Here is a 20,299-nt window from a genome sequence, read left to right on the forward strand (position 1 = left end):
CCCCCGAGAGAGAACCTCAGTCCTCCGGGAGCTCCGCCTCTGTCTTGTGCTTCTTCTTACGGGACAGCACGGCCGCCCCAGCCCCGGCGGCAGCGCCAACACTGGCAGCAACGGCGATCTTGGGTCCCGCCCCAAACTGACCCATGGGCACCGAGTCATAGATGCCGCCCTTGTCCCAGAAATTCGGCTCCGAGCAGCCGATACAGCCGTGGCCGGACTGAATGGGAAAGCTCACGCCCTGATTCCACTTGACGTGGGCACAGGCGTTGTAGGTCTCCGGGGCCTTGCACCCCAGCTTGTAGAGGCACCAGCCCTTGCGCGCGCCCTCGTCGTCGAAGGTCTCCGCAAAGAGCCCGCGGTCGTAGAAGGGTCTGCGGTAGCAGCGGTCGTGGATGTTCTCGCCAAAGAACGACAAAGGCCGACCGAGGTGATCGAGCTCCGGCAAGGCGCCCATCGTCAGGTAGTGCGCAACCACGCCGGTGATGGCCAAGGGCAGCGGCGGGCAGCCGGGGATGTTGACGATCGGCTTGTCCGTGATCAGCTCTTCGACGGAGACGGCCTGGGTGGGGTTGGGCTCCGCCTTGGGCAGCCCACCGTAGGCCGCGCAGGTGCCGACAGCCAGGATGGCGGCGGCGCCGGCCGCCGTTTCCAGCAGCAGATCCAGGTTGCTGATCCCGGCGATGGTCGAGTAGGCCTTGACCGTGGGGATGGAGCCGTCGACCAGCAGTAGATACTCGCCGCTGTGCTCATGCATCGCCTCCTCGCGCGCCCGCTCCGCCGCGTGGCCGGACGCGGCCTGCAAGGTGTGGTGGTAGTCGAGCGAGATGAAATCGAAGATCAAGGCTTCGATCGACGGGGCGTGTGAGCGCAGCAGCGCCTCCGTGCAGCCCGTACACTCTTGAAAGGACATCCAGATCACGGACGGGCGACTCGTCTGCTCCAGCGCCCTGGCCATGGCGGGCGCCATCCCGGCGGGAATCGCCATCATGGACGCGGTCGCCGAGCAGAACTGCAGAAAGGCGCGCCGACTGATGCCCTGGCTGCGCAAGAGCGCTCCCAGGGTTGGTTCCTTAGCCATCACATCCTCCTTCGTCTTTCGATTCGATTCGCGCCGCATCCACGCCAGAGCTTCTAGTGACGGCCTGGTCAGAATGGATCACCGCGCAATGGATCACCGAATTACTGCCACTTTTCTATTCCACCAAGAACTAATGAAACCTACCTTCGCAGGACGAATCAATGCGCATCCCGTATTACGCGAGAGCCATATGGTGCACACAGAGTCTAGACAGCCAACGGCATCTATGTCACTTGATCTGGATCAAGAATCGAGCGATGGGCAGGCGTTTCAACTAAATCGCTTGAAGAAGTAAAAACATTGAAATACCTATAAAAGTATTCGACCAATAAAGCGTATAAGCAAATACAAAAATAAGAAGCTTATAAGATTCTCTTCTTGATGAAGACGCACGAGACGCAGCAAGAATCCGTCATTCCGGCGGAATACTTCACGGAGAGCCGATGACGGAAATGGAACAGCGAAGAGAGATCGCACGCGCTTTCGCAAGTCTTCTCCTTTGCAGCTCATCATCGACAGCCATCGAGCTTCCAACGGATGGGATTCGGCAGGCCGCAGATGGGAAACCAGGCGCCCTTTTGCGGGCAATCAAAGCGCGAGCAGAATGGCAGCGTATTCTTGAGGGGGTAGCGACCTCGGGAGCGCGCCAGCCTCGCACCCAGACGAGCCCTGGGTGCCGACGAGGCGGCGCACCCCCGAAGGCGAGTCGGGCGCTGCCGCCCGAGCCCCTGATCGCACCTCCCCCAAGAGGCACTCAATCTTCACGCATTGTCGATGCGCTCGCCCGGGCAACCACACTTTGCGTGCTCGCCACAGAGAGCGGCTTGACGCGCCCGAGGTGTCCGTTGTAAGTCGACCGGGCAGGGAGGCAAACAGCGGGGACATGACAGCGGCGCTGCCAAGCTGGCAAATTAGGGAGAGCACGACCGATACGGGAGCCACCGGATGACCAGTCAGACCAGTAGGACCAAATGAGCAAGAAGACCAAGAAGCCGAAGACGAGCACCACCAAAGGCCCGGAGTCCGCGCAGCTCCGGGCGATCGACCGTCTGATGGAAAGCGCCAAGCTCGCCCAGGCGGAGGCCAAGCTGAAACCGCTCGTGAAGCAGTTCCCCAAGCATGGCGGACTGCAACAGCGACGGATCGAGGTGAGTGAAAGGCTCCGAGGTCCAGCGGCAGCGGCGCTCTCCGCCTATCACTGGGCGGAAGCCCAACCGAACAGCCTGGGCGCGCAAGAGACACTCTTCTCCTACGCGCTCAAGCAGGGCCATCTGGTGCTAGCCGACAGCGTCGCTCGGCAGATCGTCGCGCTCGGGGGCGCGGTGAAAGGCTTTCCGCTGCCCGCCGATGTGCGCGCGAAGCTGCTCGAGCTCCCGGATGGCACCGAGACGACCGCCGAGCAGATGGCGCGCTTCGACCTCGGCAAGCTCCTCTTGGAAGGTGGCGATTTCGAATCCGCCATAGACTGGCTCGAAGGCGTCGACCTGCTTCCCGCACGCAACAACCTGGCGTTGGCCTTGCACCACTCGGGACAGACCGAAGCGGCCCTGGGGGCCTTTCTGCGCAATTGGGAAGAGGACGGAGACAATCTGTTCGCGCTCGGCTGGGCGGTGCGCTTGCGCCTCTATCGAGGCGACGAAGAAGGCGCGCTCGGACTCTGCCGGCCGCTCGTGGGCGCCGAGAAACCGCGGCGCATCGACGATGCCCTTAGCCAGCTCAACGGCCTGCTCTTGCTGCGGCAGGACGCGGACGCATGGGAGGCGTTCTGCCGCGTGCGGGACGCGGACTGGCTGGACGGCTCGGGTCACAGTGACGCCCTGCTGCTGCATTTCGGGGCCTGTGCCGCCAGCCGCCTCGGGCGGACGAGAGATGCGAAACCGCTTTGGCAGGAGGCGCTCCAGATCCATCCCGACCTGTCCATCGCCGAGGCCAATCTTCGGACCCTAGAGCGGGACTCAGGCGCGCTCGCCTTCCCAATGGTCTTCGACATCGGAGCATCACTGCCGCTAAGCGCCGCCAGCCAACTGAGGGAGCATCCGGAGCAGGCCCTTGCCGAGCTTGGCGCCGCGAGCCTCTACCTCAATGCCATCTATCTGAGCGGTGACGACAGCCTCCGCCAGCTCGCGGGCCTCATCCTCAGACATCGCGCCAAGCAAGGCGATCACGAGGCCGTCAGCACACTCAAGGGCTTTGCCGGTCTGGCGATCGGAGTGCCAGAGGATCGCTTCGCGATCCTCAGATACCTGCGCGAAGAAGGACTCCTTGCGGCGGGCGAGCCGGTACAATTCTGGGATGGCTCAAGGCTTCGAGAGATCAAGATGATCTCGACCCAAGTCACCCGCGAGCCCGAGGAAAGCGACCTTCCCGACCCACTGCAGGAGCGCTTGGAAGATTCCATCGAGCACTTCAACGCCGGCCGCAATGCAGCGGCGGAGGCATTGCTCCACGAGATCCTCGAGCAAGCGCCCGATCATCGCATTGTCATGGGCAATCTGGCTGCGCTGCGCATGCGGCAGGGCAGAGCCGACGAGGCCCAATCACTGCTCGAGCAGGTCGTCGCCAAGCATCCGGACTACCTTATCGCCCGCTGCAACCTCGCGAGCCTGCTGATCGAGCGGGGCGAGCTCGAGGATGCCGAAAGACTGCTCGCCGGTCTCGCGGACCGAGAGCGCATGCACATCCAAGACTACTTCGGGCTCCTGGGGACCATGGCCAAGCTTCATGCCGCGAAAGGCGACATGGACGCGGCGCAGCCCTTCCTCGACAGCCTTCAAGGCATCATCGAGACGGAGGACGACCGCTACCGCTTCGAGCAAATCCAGCGCAGTGTCCGGCGCCACGCAAACGGCGGACTGAGCGACCTGCAGACGCTCTTCTCCAAGCTGAAGCAACGCACGATGAAAGGAGGGAGGTCGTCGGGGTAAAGATAAGGATCTCGCACAGGTCGCCGCCCCGAGCCTCAGAGCGGCGGCGACCCGACATCCCGTCTCGCTAAACGGCGAGCGCGTAGAGCACGAGAAACGGTACCGTCAAGACCAATGCGATGGAAAGGATCTCGCTGAAGGTCAGCTCCCTGAGAATTGCAACATACTTCATGACGACCTGCTCCTGAACGACTGACGACAAAACGGCGAGCGCCGCGACTGGACACATCGAGCAACCACCCGAGCTTCCCGCCACCAAGGCTTGCGCTTTCAAGCATGTTAATCTATTAGATTATTCTTATATTGATGTCAAGGTCCAACACAGGCTCCCGCGCATCGACCCCGAGCCCCAAAGCCTCCATGCTCGCATCGACGCCGATCGCTCGCCCCCTGGGCCACTGCAGTCGATCCGGCACTGACGGCCACCATCGACCTCTTTTAACGGCGCCTGCAATCAAACCTAGAGCCGCCGGCCTTCAAGAACTTCGACATGAATCACGAAAGCCTCTCGAAAAATCCCAAGAGGGTCATGATCGGACTCTCCGGCGGCGTCGACTCTGCTGTCGCCGCCCATCTCCTGCTGGAGCAGGGCCATGAGGTCGAAGCCCTCTTCATGAAGAACTGGGAGGAAGACGATGAGGCAGGCTATTGCGCCGCCGCGGAGGATCTGGCGGACGCCGAGGCGGTCGCGGAGCGGCTCGGGATCCGGCTGCACAGGGTCAACTTCGCGACCGAGTACTGGGATCACGTCTTCGACAGCTTCCTGCGCGAGTACCAGGCCTTGCGGACGCCAAATCCCGACGTGCTCTGCAACAAGGAGATCAAGTTCGCCGCATTCCTGGATCACGCCCTGGGCCTGGGCGCCGAGGCCATCGCCACCGGTCACTATGCGCGCATCCTGAGGGACGACAGCGGCAGCCGCTTGCTCCGTTGCGCGGACGAGGACAAGGATCAGACCTACTTCCTCCATTTGCTCGACCAGGCGCAGCTCTCCCGCGCGCTCTTCCCGCTCCATGGCTTGACCAAGACGGAGGTGCGCGCGCTTGCCAGGCGGCTGGGTTTCGCCAACGCCGCGAAGAAGGACAGTACGGGGATCTGCTTCATCGGCGAGCGGCGCTTTCGCGACTTCCTCGCCCGCTACCTGCCGCGCGAGCCAGGCCCCATCGAGACGCCGGAGGGCAAGCAAATCGGCGAGCACCAAGGGCTGGCCTACTACACCCTGGGGCAGCGCCAGGGGCTGGGTGTCGGCGGCATCGCGGAGGGACGCGAGGCGCCCTGGTATGTCGTCGCCAAGGACGTTGCCGGCAATCGCCTCGTCGTTGCCCAAGACACGCATCATCCCTTGCTGATGTCGAATGGGCTGCAGGGTCTGCGGCCGCATTGGATTCGCGGCGCCCCACCGCCCTCCCTCCCCTTTCGCTGCCGCTGCCGATTGCGCCACCGGCAGCCGCTGCAGGTCTGCGACCTGGTCGCGACGACCGAAGACAGCTGTGAAGTACGCTTCGCCGAGCCGCAACGTGCGGTCACGCCGGGCCAGTCGATCGTCTTCTACCAGGAGGAGGAGTGTCTGGGAGGGGCGGTGATCGAGCGCGGACGCTCGGACTGACCACCTCGGCGAGCGGCGTTTGCGTCGAGGCCGCCGATCGGGGTCAAATGCGCGATCGATCAAGCTGCCGGGCAACCAGGGTAGCCGTTGTTTCGCTCGTTGGAGACTCGCGTCTTATGGCACACGACAATCAGGACCGCATCATCGCGCTCGCCGGCATCTATCAGGCCATCAATTGCGTGGTCCGAATCGCGCACCGCGGCACCGCCGACACAGAGGCGATGGAGCCCTGCATCTACAGCCTCTTTCAGGTGGACGCCGAGAGTGTCGGGGCCGTCTATGGTGAGCCAGGCGCCGTGGTGAACGGCGCGCGGCAGATCGTCGCTCAGCTCTTGGGCCAGCCGGAGCGCAATCTGGAGCTCACCCGATACGTCGTCCAAGTGATGAAGCTGGAGCGCAGCCTCGCGCGACGGCCTGACGTGCTCGCGCGCATCGCCCAGGGCATTGAGGAGGCCGGCACGAAGCAGGAGCATTTCGCGCTGCTGCATCCGAGCCTGATCGCCCACTTCGCCGATCTCTACAGCAACACCTTGAGTCAGCTCTCGCCGCGCATCATCGTCCGCGGCGATCAGCTCCACTTACGCAATCCGGACAACCAAAGCCGCTTGCGCGCCATGCTGCTCGCGGCTGTGCGCTCCGCGATGCTGTGGCGCCAGGTTGGGGGGACCCGACTGCAGCTCCTCTTCAAGAACCGCCAAATCTTGGAAGACGCGCGGCACTATATCGACGCCAACGCCGATTGATCGCCCGAGGCCAAGATGGGCATTCCCCTCTTAAGCCCGCGCCTCCTTCGCGCCTCAATAGGCCTGCTCGCGTCGATCAAACCCATGTATTGCACCGCAGCATATGGCGTAAAGCCGACCTGAACGCTAGAATTTCGCGCTGTCCCGAATTTCGCAGACATGTGCCGGAGCCCTCAATGCCGAATAGCTTCAACGCCAAGACCACGCTGCAGGTTGCAGGTCAAGACTACGAGATCTACAAGCTCGACGCCGTTCCTGGTAGCGGCCGCCTCCCCTACTCGCTCAAGATCCTGCTGGAGAATCTGCTCCGTAACGAAGACGGTGTGACGGTCTCGCGTGAAGATATCGATTACTTCGGCAACTGGGACGCGCAAGCGGATCCGTCCAAGGAGATCCAGTACCGTCCGGCGCGCGTCCTCATGCAGGACTTCACCGGCGTGCCCGCGGTGGTCGACCTGGCCGCCATGCGCGACGCCATGCAGGCGCTCGGCGGCGACCCGCGCAAGATCAACCCGCTGCAGCCGGCCGAGCTGGTCATCGACCACTCGGTGCAGGTGGACCACTTCGGCTCGGACGACGCCTTCGCACTCAACGCGGAGCTCGAGTTCCGGCGCAACCAAGAGCGCTACAAGTTCCTGAAATGGGGGCAGAACGCCCTCGACGGCTTCAAGGTCGTACCGCCGGACACCGGCATCGTCCACCAGGTCAATGTCGAGTATCTGTCGCGCGTCATCTTCCCCAAGCCGCTGGATGGCGTGACCCAGGCCTACTTCGACACCTGCGTCGGCACGGACTCGCACACCACCATGGTCAATGGCATCGGCGTGCTCGGCTGGGGCGTCGGTGGCATCGAGGCCGAGGCCTCCATGCTGGGCCAGCCAATCTCCATGCTCGTCCCGAAGGTGGTGGGCTTCAAGCTCACCGGCCAGCTGAAGGAAGGCGTGACCGCCACCGACTTGGTGCTGACCATCGTCGACCGACTGCGCAAGCACGGCGTGGTCGGCAAGTTCGTCGAGTTCTACGGGCCGGCCATCAGCAGCCTGCCGATGGGCGACCGCTCGACCATCGCCAACATGGGGCCCGAGTACGGCGCAACCTGCGGACTCTTCCCCATCGACCAGATCACGCTCGACTACCTGCGCCTGACCGGACGCGACGAGGCCCAGGTCGCGCTTGTCGAGGCTTACTGCAAGGCGCAGGGCGTCTTCCACACTGCCGACGCGCCCGAGGCGGACTACTCGGAGAAGCTGGAGCTGGACCTGGGCGATGTCGTGCCCTCGCTCGCCGGTCCCAAGCGCCCGCAGGACCGCGTGCCCCTGACCGACATGGCCAGCCACTTCCCGAGCGCACTGGCAGCGCTCAAGAAGGAGCGCAACATCCCGGACAAGGGACCGGCCAAGGCCACCGTCGACGGCCAAGAGGTCGAGATCTCGGACGGCTCCATCGTAGTCGCCGCTATCACCTCCTGCACCAACACCTCGAACCCCAGCGTGATGCTCGCCGCCGGCCTGGTCGCCAAGAAGGCCGCCGAGCGCGGCCTCAAGACGGCACCCTGGGTCAAGACGGCGTTCGGCCCGGGCTCCATGGCCGTGACGCGCTATCTCGACCGCGCCGGCCTGACCGAGCCGCTCAAGGCGCTGGGCTTCCACAATGTCGGCTACGGCTGCACCGTCTGCATCGGCAACACGGGTCCGTTGCCAGAGCCTGTGTCGAAGGCGATCGCGGATAACGATCTCTGCGCCGTCTCCATCCTGTCGGGCAACCGCAACTTCGAAGGCCGGGTCCACGCCGAGGTGCGGATGAACTACCTGGCGAGTCCGCCGCTGGTCGTCGCCTACGCCATCGCGGGACGCATCGATATCGACCCCTACAAGGATGCCTTGACCACGGACGCCTCGGGCAATCCGGTCTATCTGAAGGACATCTGGCCGAGCCAGGCCGAGGTGAATCAGGCGATCGCCGAGAACGTGACGACCGAAGAGTTCAACGCCGCCTACGCGGACGTCTTCACGGGCGACGCACGTTGGCAATCCCTGGAAGCCGCCGAGACCCAGACCTACGACTGGCCGGCCGACTCGACCTACATCCAGAATCCGCCTTACTTCAAGGGCATGGGACTGGATGTCGCGCCGGTCGCCGACATCAGCGGTGCGCGCTGCCTGGCATTGCTCGGCGACTCCATCACCACCGACCACATCTCCCCGGCCGGCGCCATCAAGCCGGATTCGCCGGCGGGCAAGTATCTGATCGAGAAGGGCGTGGATCCCAAGGACTTCAACAGCCTGGGCTCGCGTCGCGGCAACCACGAGGTCATGATGCGCGGCACCTTCGCCAACATCCGCCTGCGCAACCTCATGGCGCCGGGGACCGAAGGCGGCGTTACCCTGCACCAGCCGAGCGGCGAGCAGATGTCGATCTATGATGCGGCCATGAAATACGAGGCCGAGGGCACCGCGGCCATCGTGATCGCAGGCAAAGAGTACGGCTCAGGCTCCTCGCGCGACTGGGCAGCCAAGGGTCCGCGCCTGCTTGGCGTGCGCGCCGTCATCGCAGAGAGCTACGAGCGCATCCACCGCTCCAATCTGGTCGGTATGGGCATCCTGCCCCTGGAATTCGTGAATGGCGAGAATGCCCAGTCACTGGGCCTGACGGGGACCGAGACCTTCGACATCATCGGGCTCCAGAACGGCGAGGCCAAGCAGGTCGACGTCAAGGCGACCGCCGCCGACGGCTCGGTCAAGACCTTTAAGGCCAAGGTCCGTATCGACACGCCGAACGAGGTCGACTACTACCGCAACGGCGGCATCCTGGCCTATGTGCTGAGGAAGCTCGCGGCCTGACGGAATCAGGTGCGCAGCCATGCTGCGCACCTGCCTTGGCTCGACAGACACTTCAACCTAGATCCGGCAGTTGACCGCTTCGCGCTTCATGCAAGGCCTTGATCGCTTTCAAGATCGGGGTTTCCTGCTGGCTCACCCGCCGGGTGGAGGCCGCCCAACCGCCGGATCTAGGTTCAACAGACTCGCCCCTCAAGCAGGCCGATCATTCTGGCTCAGTGGCCATGGATTCAGCGTGCTGGCCGAGTGGTCAAGCCAATGGCTCCGCTCGCCCCTCGCCTCGATACGCGCAAAATCCTGTTAATCCTGCCGATTTTTGTGCAGACTTCATGGCCTGCCCCAGAGAGTGCCCGCAGTCGCCTAACGCTGCTCGTTCGAGCACGCCCTATTCTCGAATAACCCTTTCCACGCCGGAGCCAATCATGCCGATGGAGCTTTCCACCCTCACCGCTGTCTCGCCGGTGGACGGCCGCTATGGAGCCAAGACCGCAGACCTGCGCGCCATCTTCAGCGAGTACGGTCTCATTCGCAGACGTGTGGAGGTCGAGGTCCGCTGGCTGCAAGCGCTAGCAGGCCAACCGGAGATCACCGAGGTCCCTGCATTCTCCGCTGAAGCCAATCGAGCGCTCGACGACATCGTCGCGGCCTTTGGCGTCGCCGACGCGGAGCGCGTCAAGGAGATCGAGCGAACGACCAACCACGACGTCAAGGCGGTCGAGTATTTCCTGAAGGAGCGCATCGCGGAAAGCGCGGAGCTGAGCGCTGTCAGCGAGTTCCTGCACTTCGCCTGCACCTCGGAGGACATCAACAATCTGTCCCACGGCCTAATGCTGCGCGCCGGCCGCGACGATGTCCTCTTGCCGCTCGCCGACCAGGTCATCGACGCCATTCGCGATCTGGCGCATCGCTATGCCGACCTCCCCATGCTGTCCCGAACCCATGGTCAGCCCGCCTCCCCGACAACACTCGGCAAGGAGATGGCAAACGTGGTCCGACGGCTGAGCACCCAGCGCACCCGGATCGCCGAGGTCGCCCTGCTCGGCAAGATCAACGGCGCGGTCGGCAACTACAACGCCCACCTGTCGGCCTACCCCGAGGTCGATTGGGCCAGACTCGCGGAGCGCTTCGTCGCCTCGCTCGGCCTGACCTGGAACCCCTACACCACCCAGATCGAGCCGCATGACTACATGGCGGAGCTCTTCGACGCGGTCGCGCGCTTCGACAACATCCTGATCGACTTCTGCCGCGACGTCTGGGCCTATATTTCGGTCGGCTACTTCAAGCAGCGCGCCGTCGCCGGCGAGGTCGGCTCCTCGACCATGCCGCACAAGGTCAACCCCATCGACTTCGAGAACGCCGAGGGCAATCTCGGCATCGCGAATGCGATCTTGGAGCATCTGGCAGGCAAGCTGCCGATCTCGCGCTGGCAGCGCGACCTGACCGACTCGACCGTGCTGCGCAACCTCGGCGTCGGCATTGCCCATGTCGTCATCGCCCTGCAATCGGTCCAAAAGGGCATCAGCAAGCTGGAAGCGGACCCCAATCGACTGGCCGCCGATCTCGATGCGAACTGGGAAGTCTTGGCGGAGCCGATCCAGACCGTGATGCGCCGCTATGGGGTCGAAAAGCCCTACGAAAAGCTCAAGGAGCTGACCCGAGGTCGCCGTATCGATGCCCAAGGACTCGCGGCCTTCGTGGAAACCCTCGACATCCCGCAAGCGGCCAAGGCCGACCTCAAGGCGATGACACCCGCGAGCTACCTCGGTCGAGCAGCCGAGCTGGCCCGCCAAGTCTGATCCCGGCCATAGGGCGAGGAGAGCAGCCCTGCTCAGGGCGCGCTTCCTCGCCCTAACGCGCGAATCCTGAAAGAAGCTGTCAGCTCGCAGCCTCCAACAGCCAGCTTTTCGCAATCAGTCAGTTGACCATCGCCTGAAGCGCTGCTGGACTCACCCCCGCGCGTGAAGGTGTCAGGAATCGAAAAGCCCTGCGGAACAGCTGCGGGTCCCTGGCGGCCGAGCGCACCTTCTAGGCACATAGGTCCGGAGCCCGGGAGCCCCCTTTAGACAATTAAAAAAGGCCGGTCACGCGTAGGCGTGATCGGCCTTACCATGAGCCCCAGTCGGGGGGCGAGGCTCATTGGACTCGGTACGACCGGCAAAGAAGCCGATCGGGCTTTCTCAAACCCTTGTTCGTTATCGAGAATTGTGGGGGTCAAACATCCTGACTTGGGATGGGACACCCGGCCTAGCAGACCGCTCGGAGTGCTTGCGATGCGCTCCAGGCAGCCCGCTAGGCACGGCCCGCGGGCCAGCGTGGTCTTATTGCGCGAGGATCTTTACGCGACGCTGCTCGACAGAGTAGATATCCACTCCAGGCAGCATGTCGAGCTCTCCACGGCTCTCGACGGAGACGATATCCCCGGCAGGAATACCGCGGCTGATCATGTAGTCTTGAACCGCCTGGGCGCGACGCAGACCGAGCTGATAATTGTAGGCCTCGGAGCCCTTCGCGTCGGTGTGACCGCTCAGCGAGATCTGCTCGCGTGCCTGGGTCGCATTGACATTGGCGATGTAGTCGTCGAGACGGGCCAGCTCGCCATCGTTGACGACGTTCTCCATGCGGTACTTGTCGAACTCAAAGTTCAGGCGGACAGTGAACTCCGCAGGAACGACCGGCTGAACGCAGGGCTCGAGGTCGTTCGGGCCGTGCAGGCTCTGCCAGCACTCGCCATAGTTGGTGACCCAGGCGGTGCCCTCGGGCTTAGCGGACCAGAAGTGCTCCATCATATAGTCGCTCGCAGTCGCGGCCAGAGGCGCAGAGAGGAGCGTGGCGACCGCGAACGTGGCCGCCACCGAAGCGAGGCTTTTCATTTTCAGTTGTTTGCGCATCTTTTCGTTTCCTGTTCAGGTGGGTGGAGATGATCGAATCGGAGACTTTGGGTTAAGCTGAAGTAGACGTCGGTAAAAAGCAACACGTCGTGATCATTTCTGCTAACGCCGCGGTTCCGCCTCGCGAATCTCACTGGCGAAATTATCGGAGCACTGACGGCGTAACCAGGGCCGCTCGTTTGACACAGACATTTTAGCCTACAAGAACAGCAAAAGTGCAACTTTTTTCGGTCTCCGCAACATATTTACAACGCCATTGACAAAGTCACGGCTTTTTTCAGTGCTACAGGCTAGTTAGCCCCGAATGACAAGCATCGTCCCCGCCTTTGCCGTTACAAAAAAACCACAAAAAGCGGCCTGAGCCGCCGTGACAGGCTGCGACCAACTCTGTAGAGCGTCTGAGGAGAGATCCGGCGCGAGCACAATCGGCGAGGCTGATCGATACACCCACTGGGCTCGGTACATCCACCCGACTCGATACATCCACTCGACTTAACGCCTCCACCCAAGCCAATGCATCCACCCGACGACGAAGACCTTCAGCTCGGCGTGTCCAAGGGTCCCATCGCGCTCGACCGGATTGCCGCGATCCGCGACTTCAGTACCCTCATGGCGAGCCAGGCGAGACGAGAGCTCCTGATCTTCGGACGCACCCTCGAGTCCAGGCTCTACGATCAGCAGCCCTTCATCGAGGCCGTGCGACGGCTGGCGCTTGCCCGCCCCGCCCTGTCGACGCGCATCCTTCTCTTCGATCCGCGCGAGGCGGCCGAGTCCGGTCATCGGCTGGTCGATCTGGCGCGCCACCTCACCTCGCGAATCGCGATCCGCCGCGTCGATGACGACGATCGAGATCGGCTGGATGCGTTCCTCGTCGCGGACGAGCGTGGCTATGTGAGGCGTCGGCTGGCAGACACCATGGAGGCAGTGGCTGATTTCAGCAACCCTTTGGAAGCGCGCCAGCTCAGGGTCGCCTTCAACGAGCTGTGGGAGCGCGGCACCCCCGACGCCGAGCTCAGGCGCCTCTTCATATGAGTAAGCCGGACAAGACGCGTGCGCTCCGCACTGCCGCGCATCCAGGATCGAGCGCGAATGACACCCTGACCCCAAAGCCGCCAGCCGGCGCAGGACCGCGCCAATGAGCCCGACAGCGCCAGATCACGGAAAAAAGAAAAGGCGGCGCTGGCTGAGGCCCGCCGCCCTCTTGCTGATTCTGGTCGTCGGCAGCGTGTCCGGCTGGACCTGGTGGGCCGAGGACCATCCGCGCGAGGAGCGCGCCTTGAGAACGCTGGTACAGGACCAGCTCGAGACATGGCTGCCAGACGCGATGTCCCCCACCAGCGATGGCTGGTATGGGCTCAAGCACCCATCGAGCGGCCAGCCACCGACGCAATGGCGCATTCTGCTGATTCATGGCCTGGACGAGCCTGGCACCATTTGGGATGCGCTCATCCCCGCGTTAGGGGCCAAGCACGCTGATGTCTGGGAGCTGCGTTATCCCAACGATCAGGGAATCGATCGCAGCACCGCCTACCTCGCGGAGCTATGGGGGCAGCTACCGGACGACTCCCCGATCATTCTCATCGGGCATAGCATGGGCGGCCTGGTCATTCGCGACTTCGTCACCGGCTGGCGACATCCGGTCGCTGCCGCGCCGCGCGTCGCTGGCGCGAAGGTTGGTGGCGTCATTCTCGTCGGCACGCCCAATCACGGATCGGAATGGGCTCGCCTCCGGATCTGGCTGGAGCTGCGCGAGCATCTCGCCCGCAGCGAGGACCGACGCTTCTCGCTCCTGGCAGCCTTGCGCGACGGTACGGGCGCAGCCAAGATCGACCTCAGGCCGGAGAGCGATTTCCTGCGCCGCTTGAATGCCCGCGCCTGGCCGGAGGACATCCCGATCCGCCTCATCGGAGGCATGCTCGTGGAGCCGACTCAGGACATGACTGCCAGCCTTGCAGCCATCTCTCAGTACACGGGCTCCGACGCACTCGAAGAGACAGTCTCGGATTGGTGGGGGACCCTGGGCGACGATCTCGGCGATGGTGTCGTCAGGGTCGCCTCGCTCGAGCTGCCCGATGCCCCGCCACCGACACTGGTTCGCGCCTCGCACCGTGGCATGCTGACCCGCCTGCTTTCCTCGGATCCGGAGCCGCCCGCGGTGCCCGTGATCCTGGATATCCTGGGCGACTGGCAGAGCAATCGGCCATCCGCAAGGCCAAGCTCATCGTCCGACTGACGCCGCGGTACGGCGCAGAATCCTCCCGTCGGGATGATCCGGGATCTCGGAGCCCGCGCGAATTGCCGCGACGACCACATCGGCGAGCCGCCTGCCGGTCGAGACACGCCCCTCTTGCGACATCAGCATCGCGTATCCGTCGCCGCCCGACGCGAGAAAGTCAGGCATGACGACACGGTAGCGCTCGCTCGGATCCAATGCCCCGGTCGACAGGGTCACCGCGTCCAGCCGATTTCCAGCGATGACATAGCTCAGGCCAGAGACCTGGAGGAAGCCGCCTGGGTTGTCTTGAGGCTCAAGCGCCGCGCTCCGTGCGAGCGCCTCTCGAATCTGCTGCCCGGAAAGCTCGGCCACCACCAGCTCATTACCGAATGGCAAGGCCTCGTACACCTGTTTGAGGGTCACCCCTCCCTTGGGAATGCTGGCCCTGAAGCTGCCGGCATTGACCAGAGCGACGTCCGCGTCAGTGATGGTAAGTGCTAGATCGGCAACGAAATCTCCAAAGACGGCCTCTCCTCGTCGAATCAGCCCGCGATCGGCACTCAAGTCCACAGCGATGTCGCCGATGACTTCATCCATGCCCCTATCCGCTTCGGCCACGACACGAGCGACCTCGGCGGCGATCTCCGGGGCCTCTGCAACCTCGGCGGACACAGGGATCAGCCGGTAGTCCTTCGGCTTCAAGCGCCCGGCGGCGCACTCGATCTCCAGCCGCCCCAGCCATTGCCCCCGCGAGCCGCCCTGGACGATCAGGGTGCCGGACTCGATCACGGGCGGTTGGAGCACATGGTGATCATGCCCGCCAACGATCACATCGATGCCTTCGACCGCGCCGGCGAGACGCCGGTCCGCGGCGAGGCCAAGGTGAGAGAGGACGACGACCAGATCGGCGCGGGCGCGCAGCTGCGGCACCAAGGCACGCGCGACCTCGATAGGATCCGCGACCTGGATGCCCTTGGTGTTTCGAGGGTGCGTCGTCGTCAACAGCTCAGATGTCGTCAGCCCCAGGATGGCGATCGTCGGCCCGCCCGATCCGCGGATGACGAGACTCGGCCGAACCGGCAGAGGCTCCGGCTGGGCCTGAAGATTCGCGCTCAGGAACGGAAAGCGCGACGCTTGCGCCAAGGCGCGAAAGTTCTCCTGACCGAAGTCGAATTCGTGATTGCCGACCACGGCGGCATCGACGCCAATGCGCTCGAGTAGAACGAGGTCGGGATGCCCCATGAAGAGGCTCGAGCTCAGCGAGCCCTGCAGGAGATCGCCCGCGAAGAGCAGCAGAGTCCGCTGCCCAGGCACCTCCGAGCGCGCCTCGGAGACCAGGGTCGCCAACCGGGCGAGACCACCCGGAGGATCCTCGCCCGGGCTGGAAAGCGGTGCGAGCTGACCATGCAGGTCATTGAAGTGAAGCAGCCTGACCTTGTCGTCGACGTCGCAAACGGCCTGTGCGGCTGCTTCGCACCCGAGGACGAGGAGCAGCCCTAGCAGCCAGCTGCGGATCGGCATTGAGCGAGCCATGGAGAGTCTCCTAAGCAGCTCGACGGCTGCGAGCGGAGGAAGCCACTCGCCAGTGGATATCGAAGGCGGTGACGAGGCATCCTTGCCCCGGCGGGGACACGCTCCCCCTTGCGACGGGCATCGGGGGAGCGTTTCCCGGAGGGAGAGAGCGCTTGGGCGCGGAGCCGAGTCGATCGGCTCCACGCCACCCGCGAGGCACGCCCTTAGCGCGGCCCCATGTGAAGCATCCACGCCGGCATCGGAGGCTTGACGGGTGCAGGAGCCTCTTCCGCCGGAGCCTCGGCCTCCATCGGAGCTGCTGCCTCTTCGGCCGGAGCCTCGGCCTCCACCGGAGCTGCTGCCTCTTCAGCCGGAGCCTCGGCCTCCACCGGAGCTGCTGCCTCTTCAGCCGGAGCCTCGGCCTCCACCGGAGCTGCTGCCTCTTCAGCCGGAGCCTCGGCCTCCACCGGAGCTGCTGCCTCTTCAGCCGGAGCCTCGGCCTCCACCGGAGCTGCTGCCTCTTCAGCCGGAGCCTCGGCCTCCACCGGAGCTGCTGCCTCTTCAGCCGCGGCCGCTGGCGCCTCAGGCTCTGCAGCCGCCTCCTCGGAAGCAGGAGCGGCCTCGGCTTCCGTCGACTCCGCTGTGTCGGTGGCTTCCTCAGCCGGGGCAGCGGCTTCGGCTTCGACAGGCGCGGCTTCTTCCGCTGGCACTGCTTCTTCCGCAGCTGCCTCTTCAGCCTGCGCAGCCGGCTCTGCGGCAGCCTCGGCTTCAGCGGCAGGCGCTTCCTCCGAAGCCACCTCGGCTGCAGCCTCCTCGCTCGACGCGGCCTCAGCGGCTTCCGCCGGTGCAGCTTCCACTGGAGCTGCTTCCTCCGAGGCCGTCTCCTCGGCAGGCGCGCTCGCCTCGACTGGCTCTGCTGCGGCCTCGGCTTCGGCAGCAGGCGTCTCCTCGGCCGGGGCTTCGGCGGCGACCTCTTCAGCCGGAGCCGCTTCGGCTGGTGCCTCGGCGGGAGCCGCCGGCTCAGCCGCAGCAGTGTCCGCCGCAGGGGCTTCCGCGGGCGCCTCGGCCTCCGCAGTACCGGAGCGGCCGGTCGAGGGCAGGGGCGCGAAGTGCTCGAGGCCAGGCTGGTTGATGACCATCGGCTTGGCGCTCGAAGCCTTGGCTGGCGCGGCAGCCGTCTCTTCCGGCTTGGCCTCGGCACTCGCGGCGGCCTCCGTAGCCGCCTCGGACGCGGCCGCTGGGGCTTCCGCGCCAGTCTCCGCAGTGGCAGCCTCCGCACCAGTGTCAGCGGCCGGCGCCTCGGTCTTTGCCGTCGCCGGCTCGGCCGGAGGCGCAGGCGGCTTCGCAAGGGCGACCTCGCCGATCGGTGCAGTATTGGCCGCCACCTTGCTCGGAGCGAGCGGTTTCGGATTGGCGAACAATGCCTCATGCGTGGTGATGTAGATGGCCCCCGCGACCACCAAAGCGCCCACGCCACCAACGATCAGCTTGCTTGAATCGCCGGACTCCAGCGTCGCCCGCAGGCTTGCGAGACCGGGCACGAGCTCATTCATTAGGTAAATCCTCTTAAGTTCGAAAATTCTACTCGTCGTTCGAAGAACTTTTTTGTCGGCAAAGCCCATCTAGGCTGCCTGAGAAGGCGCATAGGTTCAAGTTTCGTAGGGGATATGGCAGATCGCAGGGCTGCGGATCGCCCCAGGGACCCGCCGAGACGGTGGTGATCTCGGAGCGGTTGACGCACCACCATCGAAATGTCCCGAGCTGACTCCTGACCAGCCCGCCCATCAGCGACGACGTTGGTCACCAGCGAGCCACCTGAAGCAAATCTCCCTACGCCATCACGGGCTACTTAATCCTGAACATTGATTCCCTCTCGGGACGCTAAGGTTGCGAGTAGGTTATATTTTCGCGATTGTTCTGCGGCTTTCGCAACTGAAGATCTCACTCGCAAGCCGCCCAACGAAAGATCCCGCGCCGAGCCTCTGCCGAATCGCCCCCGCGAAGCATCCTCTTCCCGGCATCCGGTCGAGTGCCGCCAAAGCTCGTATATCTAAAGATTGGAGAACGCATACGATGACCGACTACGTCCGCTGGCTCAGCGACCTCGGTATGGACGACGTGCCCGTTGTTGGCGGCAAGAACGCCTCCTTGGGCGAGATGATCCAGAACCTCACCCACCTCGGGGTCCGCGTTCCCGGCGGTTTCGCCACCACTGCCGACGCCTACCGCGAGTTCCTGGCCCGCGACGGGCTGGACGAGCGCATCCAGACCGTCCTCGACGAGCTGGATGTGGACGACGTCGCCGCATTGGCAGAGGCGGGTCCCCGTATTCGTGGCTGGGTCATGGAGCAGCCCTTCCCGCCCGCGCTCGAAGCGGCGATCGACACCGCCTATGCCCGCCTGACCGACGAGGCCGGCACGGACGACGTCTCCTGGGCGGTGCGCTCCTCCGCCACCGCGGAGGACCTGCCGGATGCCTCCTTCGCCGGGCAGCAGGAGACCTTCCTCAACGTCCACGGGCTCGACAGCATCAAGCACCGTATCAAGGAAGTCTTCGCGTCGCTCTTCAACGACCGCGCCATCTCCTATCGCGTCCATCAGGGCTTCGAGCACCGCAACGTCGCCCTGTCCGCCGGCATTCAGCGCATGGTGCGCTCCGACCTCGCCGCCTCGGGCGTCATGTTCACCCTGGACACAGAGTCCGGCTTCCGCGATGCCGTCTTCGTCACCGCGAGCTACGGCCTCGGCGAGATGGTCGTCCAGGGCGCGGTCAATCCGGACGAGTTCTACGTCCACAAGCCGACGCTCGCCGCCGGCCGCCCCGCCGTCCTGCGCCGCACCGTCGGCGACAAGGCCATCCGCATGGTCTACAGCGATCCGGAGCACGACGCGCACGTCCGCACCGAGCCTGTCCCCGAGGAGATGCGCCCGCGCTTCAGCATCACCGACGACGAGGTCGAGGCGCTCGCCAAGCAGGCATTGCTGATCGAGAAGCACTATGGCCGCCCCATGGACATCGAATGGGCCAAAGACGGCATGGACGGCAAGCTCTACGTCGTGCAGGCGCGCCCGGAGACCGTCCAGAGTCGCTCGGGCAGCGTCATCGAGCGCTACGCCCTGCGCGAGAAGGGGCCAATCCTGACCACCGGACGCAGCATCGGCGGCCGCATCGGCGCTGGGACGGCCAAAATCGTCTCGAGCATCGCCGACATGCACCGCGTCGAGCCGGGGGACGTTCTCATCACCGACATGACGGACCCCGACTGGGAGCCGGTGATGAAGCGCGCCGCCGCCATCGTGACCAATCGTGGCGGACGCACCTGTCACGCCGCCATCATCGCCCGCGAGCTGGGCGTGCCGGCCGTGGTTGGCTGTAACAACGCCACCGACGTGGTCAAGGATGGTCAAGAGGTCACCGTCAGCTGCGCTGAGGGCGACACCGGCTTCATCTACGACGGCAAGCTGGCGTTCGATCACAAGACGGTCGAGCTCGCGGCCATGCCCGAGATCCCGGTCAAGATCATGATGAACGTCGGCAACCCAGACCGCGCCTTCGCCTTCGCGGCCACGCCGAACGGCGGCATCGGGCTGGCGCGCCTGGAGTTCATCATCAACAACATGATCGGCATCCACCCCAAAGCGCTGCTCGAATTCGACCAGCTCCCGCAGGACCTCAAGGATCAGATCAGGCCGCGCATCGCCGCCTACGAAAGCCCACGCGAGTTCTACGTCGCCAAGCTGGCCGAGGGCATCTCGACCCTAGCTGCCGCCTTCGCGCCCAATCCGGTCATCGTGCGCATGTCGGACTTCAAGTCCAACGAGTACGCCAACCTCGTCGGCGGTCCGCGCTACGAGCCCGAGGAAGAGAACCCCATGATCGGCTTCCGCGGCGCCGGCCGCTATGTCGCCGAGAGCTTCAAGGACTGCTTCGAGCTGGAGTGCGAGGCCCTGAAGCGGGTGCGCAACGACATGGGCCTGACCAATGTCGAGATCATGATTCCCTTCGTCCGCACCCTCGGCCAGGCGAAAGCCGTCAGCGAGGCACTCGCCGAGCAGGGGCTGGAGCGCGGCAAGGACGGCCTGCGACTCATCATGATGTGCGAGCTGCCCTCCAACGCCGTGCTGGCCGAAGAGTTCCTGGAGTACTTCGATGGCTTCTCCATCGGCTCCAACGACATGACCCAGCTCACGCTCGGCCTGGACCGCGACTCCAGCCTGGTCGCCGAGTACTTCGACGAGCGCGACCCGGCGGTCAAGAAGATGCTCTCCATGGCCATCTCGGCCTGCCGTGCTCAGGACAAATACGTCGGCATCTGCGGCCAGGGCCCCTCGGACCACAAGGACCTGGCCGACTGGCTGCTCAAGCAGGGCATCAGCAGCATCTCGCTAAACCCCGACACCGTCATCGACACCTGGCTCTATCTGGCCGAGCAGGCGAAGACGCTCTAAGGGAGCTACCAGCTTCCGGCTTTCAGCCGCCAGCGGTGCAAGCCGCT

The 20,299-nt window shown here is 64.4% G+C and carries 12 protein-coding genes; 8 read left to right on the forward strand and 4 right to left on the reverse strand.

Features of this window, described 5'->3' with window-relative positions:
* Positions 1-16: 16 nt before the first annotated feature.
* A complete protein-coding gene (locus G3446_RS12315; RefSeq protein ID WP_164453132.1) occupies positions 17-1,078 on the reverse strand; it encodes a hydrogenase small subunit in 1,062 nt (353 codons plus the stop codon).
* A 971-nt stretch (positions 1,079-2,049) separates the two neighbouring features.
* Between G3446_RS12315 and G3446_RS12320 the strand changes: the two genes are divergently transcribed.
* The 5 genes from G3446_RS12320 (at position 2,050) to purB (ending at position 10,984) form a co-directional block, all read left to right on the forward strand.
* Positions 2,050-4,002, forward strand: coding sequence for a tetratricopeptide repeat protein (locus G3446_RS12320; RefSeq protein ID WP_164453133.1), 1,953 nt, complete (start codon positions 2,050-2,052; stop codon positions 4,000-4,002).
* A 490-nt stretch (positions 4,003-4,492) separates the two neighbouring features.
* Entirely contained in the window at positions 4,493-5,608 is a 1,116-nt protein-coding gene (gene mnmA / locus G3446_RS12325) for a tRNA 2-thiouridine(34) synthase MnmA (RefSeq protein ID WP_164453134.1), read from the forward strand.
* Positions 5,609-5,724: 116 nt separating this feature from the next.
* The gene (hflD, locus tag G3446_RS12330) at positions 5,725-6,351 is read left to right on the forward strand and encodes a high frequency lysogenization protein HflD (protein ID WP_164453135.1); all 627 of its coding nucleotides are present in this window, start codon (positions 5,725-5,727) and stop codon (positions 6,349-6,351) included.
* 176 nt (positions 6,352-6,527) lie between these two features.
* Positions 6,528-9,191, forward strand: a complete 2,664-nt coding sequence (acnA, locus tag G3446_RS12335; protein ID WP_164453136.1) for an aconitate hydratase AcnA — start codon at positions 6,528-6,530, stop codon at positions 9,189-9,191.
* 425 nt (positions 9,192-9,616) lie between these two features.
* Positions 9,617-10,984: an adenylosuccinate lyase gene (purB, locus tag G3446_RS12340; RefSeq protein WP_164453137.1), complete on the forward strand. Its 1,368-nt coding sequence runs from the start codon at positions 9,617-9,619 to the stop codon at positions 10,982-10,984.
* A gap of 522 nt (positions 10,985-11,506) precedes the next feature.
* Here purB and G3446_RS12345 read toward each other — a convergent pair.
* Entirely contained in the window at positions 11,507-12,076 is a 570-nt protein-coding gene (locus tag G3446_RS12345) for an OmpA family protein (RefSeq protein ID WP_164453138.1), read from the reverse strand.
* A 513-nt stretch (positions 12,077-12,589) separates the two neighbouring features.
* Here G3446_RS12345 and G3446_RS12350 point away from each other — a divergent pair.
* Both G3446_RS12350 and G3446_RS12355 read left to right on the forward strand, forming a co-directional pair.
* Positions 12,590-13,108 (forward strand): DUF7931 domain-containing protein, encoded by a 519-nt coding sequence (locus tag G3446_RS12350; protein WP_164453139.1) that lies wholly within the window; start codon positions 12,590-12,592, stop codon positions 13,106-13,108.
* Between the two features lie 103 nt (positions 13,109-13,211).
* Positions 13,212-14,309 (forward strand): esterase/lipase family protein, encoded by a 1,098-nt coding sequence (locus tag G3446_RS12355; protein WP_164453140.1) that lies wholly within the window; start codon positions 13,212-13,214, stop codon positions 14,307-14,309.
* Here G3446_RS12355 and G3446_RS12360 read toward each other — a convergent pair.
* Positions 14,295-15,824, reverse strand: coding sequence for a bifunctional metallophosphatase/5'-nucleotidase (locus G3446_RS12360; protein WP_164453141.1), 1,530 nt, complete (start codon positions 15,822-15,824; stop codon positions 14,295-14,297). The genes G3446_RS12355 and G3446_RS12360 overlap by 15 nt on opposite strands.
* Positions 15,825-16,027: 203 nt before the next feature.
* Positions 16,028-17,356, reverse strand: coding sequence for a hypothetical protein (locus tag G3446_RS12365; protein ID WP_164453142.1), 1,329 nt, complete (start codon positions 17,354-17,356; stop codon positions 16,028-16,030).
* A gap of 520 nt (positions 17,357-17,876) precedes the next feature.
* On the opposite strand from G3446_RS12365, the gene ppsA reads away from it, so the two are divergent.
* Positions 17,877-20,252, forward strand: a complete 2,376-nt coding sequence (gene ppsA, locus G3446_RS12370) for a phosphoenolpyruvate synthase (RefSeq protein WP_164453143.1) — start codon at positions 17,877-17,879, stop codon at positions 20,250-20,252.
* Positions 20,253-20,299: the final 47 nt, after the last annotated feature.

Origin of the sequence: Thiorhodococcus minor (genome assembly GCF_010820565.1) — a bacterium.
GTDB lineage: Bacteria > Pseudomonadota > Gammaproteobacteria > Chromatiales > Chromatiaceae > Thiorhodococcus > Thiorhodococcus minor.